This is a genomic window from Streptomyces sp. NPDC051963, assembly GCF_044593495.1.
Taxonomy (GTDB): Bacteria; Actinomycetota; Actinomycetes; order Streptomycetales; family Streptomycetaceae; genus Streptomyces.
The window spans coordinates 1-7830 of the sequence record NZ_JBIUCC010000025.1 but is presented as its reverse complement, the minus strand read 5'-3'; the positions used below and the strand labels follow the sequence as shown (position 1 = coordinate 7830).

At 63.6% G+C, this 7830-nt stretch carries 7 protein-coding genes; 4 read left to right on the top strand and 3 right to left on the bottom strand.

Annotated features, from left to right (window positions below; all coding sequences use genetic code 11):
• Nucleotides 1-795: 795 nt before the first annotated feature.
• Both ACIHFB_RS45755 and ACIHFB_RS45750 read right to left on the bottom strand, forming a co-directional pair.
• Entirely contained in the window at nt 796-1971 is a 1176-nt protein-coding gene (locus ACIHFB_RS45755; RefSeq protein WP_400130018.1) for a PIN domain-containing protein, read from the bottom strand.
• Nucleotides 1972-2291: 320 nt separating this feature from the next.
• On the bottom strand, nt 2292-2948 hold the full coding sequence (locus tag ACIHFB_RS45750) for an HNH endonuclease family protein (protein ID WP_400130016.1): 657 nt from the start codon (nt 2946-2948) through the stop codon (nt 2292-2294).
• 516 nt (nt 2949-3464) lie between these two features.
• On the opposite strand from ACIHFB_RS45750, the gene ACIHFB_RS45745 reads away from it, so the two are divergent.
• Nucleotides 3465-3998: an NUDIX hydrolase gene (locus tag ACIHFB_RS45745; RefSeq protein ID WP_400130014.1), complete on the top strand. Its 534-nt coding sequence runs from the start codon at nt 3465-3467 to the stop codon at nt 3996-3998.
• Here ACIHFB_RS45745 and ACIHFB_RS45740 read toward each other — a convergent pair.
• Nucleotides 3976-5316, bottom strand: coding sequence for a helix-turn-helix domain-containing protein (locus ACIHFB_RS45740; RefSeq protein ID WP_400130012.1), 1341 nt, complete (start codon nt 5314-5316; stop codon nt 3976-3978). The genes ACIHFB_RS45745 and ACIHFB_RS45740 overlap by 23 nt on opposite strands.
• A gap of 114 nt (nt 5317-5430) precedes the next feature.
• On the opposite strand from ACIHFB_RS45740, the gene ACIHFB_RS45735 reads away from it, so the two are divergent.
• The 3 genes from ACIHFB_RS45735 (at nt 5431) to ACIHFB_RS45725 (ending at nt 7274) form a co-directional block, all read left to right on the top strand.
• Complete coding sequence (locus ACIHFB_RS45735; protein WP_365271374.1) at nt 5431-5673, top strand: hypothetical protein; 243 nt, start codon at nt 5431-5433, stop codon at nt 5671-5673.
• A 249-nt stretch (nt 5674-5922) separates the two neighbouring features.
• Nucleotides 5923-6366, top strand: coding sequence for a hypothetical protein (locus ACIHFB_RS45730; RefSeq protein WP_365271377.1), 444 nt, complete (start codon nt 5923-5925; stop codon nt 6364-6366).
• A gap of 71 nt (nt 6367-6437) precedes the next feature.
• Nucleotides 6438-7274 carry a protein kinase gene (locus ACIHFB_RS45725; RefSeq protein WP_400130010.1) on the top strand — a complete coding sequence of 279 codons (837 nt, stop codon included), beginning with the start codon at nt 6438-6440 and terminating at the stop codon, nt 7272-7274.
• The last annotated feature ends 556 nt before the right edge of the window (nt 7275-7830 follow it).

The window sequence follows — 7830 nt, the reverse complement described above, 5'->3', positions numbered from 1 at the left end:
ACGCGTCCATGTCGACTGAGTTACAACCTTCTCTACGGGTTCAAGGCGGCTCGCTCCGCTCCCCGCGCGCGGCACGGCCCCCGGCCGGGCCTGCGCTCCTGTCTCCGCCCCGATCCAGCCCGGCCGGCGCCCGTGCCGCGCTCAGAGCAATCAGCCGCCTGATGCCAGAGAAGGGGCACGTCGTGGCTGGGGCGGCCGGTTCCACGGCTTTGCGGAGCCACTTTGGCGCGAGCCTCGAAGATCACGGCCCCAACGTCGCGCTTTACCGGGCAGGTCCACAGACTGCCCGACGCGCCGGAAGCTTACGGGGCCATGATCACTCGCGCCAAAGCAGCGCCACCCCAAAGCCGTTCCGCCAACCTATAGCGCAACCTCAGTCCGCCTACACAGGGTATTCAAAGGTCAACGCAGTGGGTACGCTCTAGTCATGTCGGGAGAGCTACTGCACAGTAAGGGCGAAGAGGGGGCCCGGAGAGCCAAGCACTGGCTCGACTCGACCACTCGCGCAAATGCCCGATGGGTTAACCCGAACCCCATAGCCATTCCGAAGCTCACTTTCAGTGGGCAAATGGTTCTAACTTCTCCTTCGACCTCGGCGGTCTCCTGATCGGTGGAGAGTTTGAAGGGCAAGAATTTCTCGTAGAGTCAAAATTCTACGAAACGCCCGGACACCAAGGCGAGATGTATATCGAATATCTGGCGAAATGATATCGCGCTTTTGGCACTCGGCCAGACCGGTGCGACAACTTTATGTGGATCACTTGGCATCCTTTTTCCTTGCGAAAGTGGTCCAAGCTACGCTCTCTCCACAGCGGATATGGATAAGGTGGCGCCTCTATACACTCGCACCTCTGTCACCTCTGCTGAAGTGATATTCAGCAGCGAATCAAGCTCACAGACCAGCATGGTTTCGAAGGGGCCAGTGACTGAAACCAGCCCCTCGAACACCAATTCATCTCCATTATGCGCTTCCAACTCAACTTCAGTGGAAAGCTTCCATACTGCCTTGAAGGCAGCCCATCCGAAACCCTGCATTCGGTACGCGGAAGGTTTCTCGATACGCAGTAGTTCCACCGCTTGGGGAATAGGATAGGTGTACTGGTACATTCTTGCTTTTGGAGCGACAGACCCGGCAGAATCGCCGAAAGCGCTTGATGCGTCCGAATCCTCGACGGCTTGGGCTACCGCCGATGCTACCAGTTCCGATTCGCTGATCTTCGACTCATCCGGAAAGTCAGCAGGTTCCCCGGCAAGATGTGAAAGTAGGTCCCCGACGCGTGCGAAATATTTAAGATTTCCTACTTCACCAGATGTGTGCTCCTTCAACTCGCGCACCAAATCAGGGGCAAGTCCAGACTCCCCACCGAACGCACGATCTTCAGAAACGAAGTAGTGGTTCTCTTCGCGATTCCTTGCTGCATAGTCCACAACGGTCAGCCAAATTGCAACGTCACGTGCCCCTCTGCCGGGCTTCGAATCCCATCTGGTCTCCGCCGGCGCTCTCCTTTCCGCTTCGCGAATCAAGGCCTCACGCGCTGCCGATTCCGGCGTTTGGAGCACTTCGCTAACGACACACTCAAGCCGACGCTGGTAATCGCAGATCACCCCATCTACATCGACAGTCCCGTTGTAGAAACGCGTATCAGCGACTTCGGCCGAGATTGCGTCAACTGCTTTTCTCAGGTTGTCCTGAAGAGTGTTTACCTTGTTCCTCCTGTGTGCCAAGTGTTCAACCATTACCATCTCCGGCAAGGCGAGGCCATTCCCCGTAGCGTTCGCCAGCTTAGACAGGATGCGTAGAACAGGCCCGTTGGGCGGCTTAAGACTTTCGAGTTGATTCGTGTCCAAAATGATCACCTGTTCATCATGACATGCGGCACGTTCGGTCGCGGTTCGTTTGGCAGCAATCGCGCTGGACTCACCCAGAACCGGCTTGCCGCACGCCTGGGACTGCGCTGCCGCCCTGGGCATGGTCCGCCCTTGGTGGTCTATAGCTGTCGGAACACCTCAGCGGACCTCGAAGGCCGCCAGCCGAAACCTCGGGACGAATAGGTCGTGCCAGAACCGTGCCAGGTGGTGCAGGGAATCACGGGGAACACCGGGGATCAACTCAGCGGCCAGCTCGGGCACAGACACCCTTGATCCCAGGTCAGCAAGGGAAAGGAGGGAAGAGCACACGAGCTTCCCAAGCTGAGGGCGCGCCATAAGTCTTGACAGCCCTCTTGCAGGCACGCGATTGCCCCCTCATATCGGTGTTGAGAGGGGGCTCGCAGCCAGCACGGCTTCGTGGTCTATGGGACAGGCTCATAGACCACGATCGTGGTGGGGCACGCTTCCGCGAGTTGCGCCAGAGCGGCCCACTCCTCCGCGTCGGCCGTCAACTCCCAGCGCTTCTTGGTTGCGGTCCACTCGGACAGGTACCGGCAGGTGACCTCGGTGTTGGGCAGCCACTGGGCGGGATCCTGGTCGGCCTTGCTTCTGTTCGAGCCGGCCGTCACGGCGACGAGGGAGCGTTCGGCAGCGAGGTCGTTGGCGTAGGCCTCTCGCCGGGCTGCTGTCCACTGCGATGCCCCGGAGTCCCAGGCTTCAGCCAGGGGGACCATGTGGTCGACGTCCAGAGCGCCTGCGGACGTCACCCACTTCGCGTCGTAGTACGACCACCAGCGCCCGCCGGACAACTTGCAGCCGGGCAATACCTGCGGCGCATCGACCGCTTCGGACAGCAGCACCTCCATCCTGGTGTTGCAACCGTCGGTGGAGTTCTTTCCCGCGTTCCAGTGCTTGAAGCTCGTGCGCTGATAGCCGTCGCGGGACTCGGCAGCCAGGGGCAGGGAGTTGACAGCCTCGGCGAGTGAGAGCGTCTCGGAAGCATGTGCCGGGGCGAGGGCGGTGAGGGGCAGGACGGTGAGCGCGGCAGCCATCGCGGCACGCATCAGGTTCTTGATCACGCAGAGCAGCGTTGAGCGCCCGTCACCCCTGCGAGTGCCACGACTCGAACGGTTGAGCCATGCGGGCGTGTCAGTTCACCGAAGTAACGTTGCCTCAGACCGAGGGCGGATGTGGTGGGGCCGGAATCACGGCCTGCTCAGTTTCCGTAGTCATTCAGCAGGGTTCACTGCCGTTCAAGTGGGTCCGCAGCCATCGGGCGGTGGCCAGGGCACGGCTAGGTACGCAGGTGAACGATCACAGCCACACCGCTCACGCCGACGAACAGCCTTGGAATCCATGCGTCTCGGCCCAGGAGGCGCTCAACTGTCCGTCTGGCGCACGCTGGTATACGCCACCAAGGTCCCGCCACACGCCAGCGAATCTCCCTAGGTTCCTCCTCCTGGCGCTTGACCGCTCCAGCTGGAATGCGGGTCACGCGCAGGACATCTCGTCAAGGTGACGCGAAAAGCGCCGAACATGCCCCTTCCTCCGGATCGGTCTGAGATCCTGGAGACCGATCGAGAGGGGCCGTAGGTATGGAGTGGAAGACCCACGGTGAGCGACAGATCTACACGAACAAGTGGGTGAATCTGTGTCTAGTCGACGTCCAGCAGCCTGACGGGCGCAGGTGGGAGTACCACGTCGTTCGTCTCCGTCACCTGGCCGTCGCTGCCGTGGTCAATGATCGCCAAGAGGTCCTGATGATGTGGCGGCACCGCTTCATCACGGACTCGTGGGCCTGGGAGCTGCCCATGGGCTTGGTTGAGGAGGGCGAGACCCCCGAGGAGGCGGCGTCCCGCGAAGTCTTGGAGGAGACGGGCTGGCGTCCTGGTCCCATCAAGCCCCTGATCTACGCCGAGCCGGCCAATGGGATCACCGACTCGCAGCACCACGTCTTCCGCGTGGACGGCGCGACCTACGACGGTCCGCCCACGGAGAAGAACGAGTCCGACCGCATCGAGTGGATCTCGCTCTCGGAGGTGCGTGGCATGATCGACCGCCGCGAGGTCGTGAGCAGTGGGTCGCTCGTCGGCCTGCTCTACCTGCTCATGGATGAAGCGATCCGCTAACCGGTGGGAGGAGTTCCCGTAGCCGCGCCTCGAAGGCCAGGGCTACGGGCTCCTGCCTGTGCGGGGCCAACTGGTCGTAGAACTCCCTGAGATGGCCTGACACTCGCTCGGAGGCCACCGCCGACGCGGGCACCAACGCTTGTGTGGCGGTGTGGCACGCCTGATCAAGCTTGCCCTGGTCCAACTGTGTACGAGCCAACCAGAACGAGTGAAACGCCCGGCCGCGCTGGTTGGTCTGGTTCTCCCGTCGCAGAGCGTCCGCGATCAAGGGCTCGGCGGTCGCTGCTTCACCCAGTCGCCCATGGGCGATGCCCGTGTCCACAATGAGCTTCGGCTCATCGAAGTAGGACACCCACGACGGGTCCGGGTCGCTCGACTGGATCTCCTCGAAGTGGCGGTGCGCCTCCCCGAGCGCCCAATGCGTGGAGTCCCGGTTCCCAAGAGTGGCGTGAGCGAAGGCTTCACGCATGGACAGCATGGACAGGACGCGCGGAGTGGTGCCGAAGGCTGAGCGGGCCTGGTCCTGGGCGGCGGTCACGAGAGCCAGGGAGTCCGCGGGCTTGTCCTGGTAGGTCGCTTGCAAGCTCATGCAGGCCAGGACGTTGGCCATGAACTGGCGGTCGTCGATTTCCTTGGCCAGTTGCAGGGCCTCAGTGAAGTACGCACGGGACTGGTTGTACTGGCGGGCGTCGAAGTAGGTCCAGCCAGTGAGGCGTGCCAGCTCGGCCGCGATTCCAAAGAGGCCGTTCTGGATGGACGGCGGTCGGCTCTCCTTGAGCAGCCCGACCACGTACCGAAGCTGCCCGACGATGGCCGGCCTCAGCGCCTCGCCGCCGTGCTGGTCGTCCCGTCGCCAGTAATCCTCAATGGACGCCCGGAACGCTTCAAGCGTGGCCGTGCTGAGGCTCGTTCGGGTGGCCAACGCAAGGATGCTGTCCACATCCGGCCCCGGCAGAGAGGCGGGCTCCTGCTTCTCTGGCTCCGGCTCCTGCGGTGCCTCACGCTCGGTGACTACGAGCGCCTGGGGCGTCTCCCATGACCGTCGAGCCAGCCCGAGCATGTGTCCTGGGATACGCAAGCCGTCCGCGATGCGCTCGACGACGTCCATGTGCAGCAACTGGCGTCGCCCTGCGATTACTTCGCCAACGCGGCTGGGCGTGGGATCGCATCGCCTGGCGATCATTGATGGGTAGATGCCGGCCCTGGTCTTCACCAGCCGGAAGACTCTGGCGAAGTCCCGCGCCCGGCAGGCATCGATCATCTCGGGATCGGTGAGGAGCCTGGCTGGCAGTTCCTGCGGATGGTCGGCGTCGGGCATTGGGTAAGCTCCCACACTGCGAGGGCTACGCAACGTCGCTGATTCTCTACTTGCCGCGATGTTACCCAAGTTGGGTAATCAGCCTGACCTTTTGGCGGCGGTCCCTGGATCGCGATGCTGCTGTGCATGGCGAGCAATCAGAAGACCAGACCGGGCATCAATGAACTGGCGAAGGACAGCGTCAGGGACCGCATCGGCGTTGTCATGGGTGAGATCGGCGGCCGTGTGCAGATGCGGCCGATCCATGGCGGCAGAGCGTGGGATGCCATGCCGGACGACGTGGTGGCCCTCAGCGCGCGGGAAGAGCTGAGCGCACGTCTGTCCGCGAAGAACGGCAACAGTCAGGTCGGCCTGTGATGCGCGCCATCGGTCAGTAGGCCGGGGTCCTGTTCATCATCGCCATCAACGGGTCGTGCGGCCTGGTGATCGGAATGTCCCTCGGCATCAGCCACTAGACCGGCCGCCCCGAACAGGTGCCAATCCCCCGGCTCCCCAACCTCGTTCGGGGCGGCCATCCAAGCCCACTGCCCAGTCGTCCGTAAGCCGAACTCGGCGATCAAGTCGGGCGGCAAGTCCCACGCACGGCCTCACAAGAGGAGACTGCACATGACAGCAACGGCGAACGATCAGAAGACCGGTCGCGCGGTAGCTGGTGAGGAGTTGTTCGAGAGCCTCGCCCACTTCGTGGTCGCGCACAACAGGCAATCGCCCGACCGTGCCGAGCGGATCGCAGACCAGGCGGTTGCCTTCGTGGTCACCGCTGCCACCGCCTCCGTCCCCATGGTCCCGTCGGACGATGTGGACCTCGGCCTGCATGCACTCATCCTGCACACGAAGGAGTACGCCGCGCTGTGCTACGAGTACGCAGGCCGCTTCCTGGACCACAATCCGAAGCCGGGCGGAGGGGCCCGTGACCCGGAAATGGTCGCCGCCTCGGCACGCGCCATGAAGGCGGCTGGCTTCATGGTCTTCGATGACCTTTGGACCGTGGACGGCACGAACCTCGCCCAGTGCGACTCGGACTGTGGCCGACCGTACGGCCAGGCGTAGCACACGACAATGGCGACGCGGCCGGCCTCTCCTCAGTGGTCGGCCGCGCTCGTCGGGAAGGAGAAACGACCTTGTCCGGCTCAACCCCTGAACTGCCGATCGTCGTACTCGACGCGCTTATGCCCACGTTTCAACGCCTGGTCATCAATCGTCGGGGCTCCATGGTCTGGGAGGTGGAAAGCCCTCGGGGCCACTACGCCGTGAAGGTCGGCTATCCGATCGAGGCCACGGCCGAGTGGCCCGCTCAGCCCTGGACCGCGCTCGCACCCGCACGCGAGGGGGCTGTGCTGCATCGCCTCGGCTTCGGTGACTTCGCGTACGGCGAGTGGGAGCGCGGGACGTGGAACTTCCAGTCCTGGCGTGAAGGGCCGGACCTGTACGCGTTGTGGCAGCCCTGCCGAGGGAAAGACTCATCCATCGCACCGCACACCAGCGTGGCGCTGGGTTGTGTCGAAGCGTTGGCCGAACTCCACGCCAAAGGCTGGGCACATGGCGATGTGCAGCCCGCCCACTTCATCATCGGGCCGGAGCGGACACATCTCATCGACCTTGCCCTTGCCCGGGGCGGCCACGTGCCCGAGGGGTACGATTTCCCGTTCCGCGGCTGCCTCGTCCACTACGAAGCGCCGGAGATCGCGCGCAGCGTGCTCGCAACCGGGAAAGCCGAGCCAACGCAGGAAGCCGACATCTACGCACTCGGGGCTTCTCTCCTGATCTCGGCCACGGGCTGGCGGGCGGTCGAGTATCCAGACGACGCGCCGCGCCCGGTGCAGCGAGAGGCCGTGGCAAACGGTCGCCGTCGCCAAGTGAAAGCGCCTGGTGAGCTGGGCCAGTTGATCGACGCGATGCTCAGCCATGCTCCGGAAGATCGACCCACCATCTACGAAGTGGGCAAGGCCCTGAGCTGATCACGAAGTCCCGGTTAATCCGGCGTCTCTCGCGCGGCTGAGGCCAACACCAAAAGACCGGACCGCCCCTCGGCCTGGACAGCATTCGGGGTGGTCCGGTCGTGGAATCCCTGGTCAGGACCCCGGTGCCGATGGTACCGGGGTGGTCGGCGTGCTCGAACGCGGGTACGGCTGCAACCCCTACTCCCTGTTGTCGAGTTAGAGAGGACGACCGTTACGGTTCGGCGGACGGAGTGGGACCCACCCAAGCCACCGAAAGTCAGCCACGGCGACGAGTGCGCCGAACGATCACCCGCCACGTGTGTTTCCAGCAACCCCCATACCAGCCTCAGCCACGCTTCCCTCGGTTGGACGGCGTGATCGCGCTTGGTGGGCGTCGGCCTGGTCCTAGTACTCGGAGTGGTCGGTTACTCCTGGTCTGGTTGTCCGCCTTGGTGGTGCTGCGCGCTGAGTGGCTGGGGGCCGTCGCAGCGGTGGCGGAGACATGGAGCGGCGGCGGCCCATGGCCGCCTTGATCCAGTAAAGAAACTCTGGACAGCTCCGCTGCGCTGGGTCC

Bases quoted from the DNA above. Each gene is read 5' to 3' on its own strand.
- ACIHFB_RS45755 (WP_400130018.1), bottom strand. From the start codon at position 1,971: ATGCCCAGGGCGGCAGCGCAGTCCCAGGCGTGCGGCAAGCCGGTTCTG.
- ACIHFB_RS45745 (WP_400130014.1), top strand. From the start codon at position 3,465: ATGGAGTGGAAGACCCACGGTGAGCGACAGATCTACACGAACAAGTGG.
- ACIHFB_RS45740 (WP_400130012.1), bottom strand. From the start codon at position 5,316: ATGCCCGACGCCGACCATCCGCAGGAACTGCCAGCCAGGCTCCTCACC.
- ACIHFB_RS45735 (WP_365271374.1), top strand. From the start codon at position 5,431: ATGCTGCTGTGCATGGCGAGCAATCAGAAGACCAGACCGGGCATCAAT.
- ACIHFB_RS45730 (WP_365271377.1), top strand. From the start codon at position 5,923: ATGACAGCAACGGCGAACGATCAGAAGACCGGTCGCGCGGTAGCTGGT.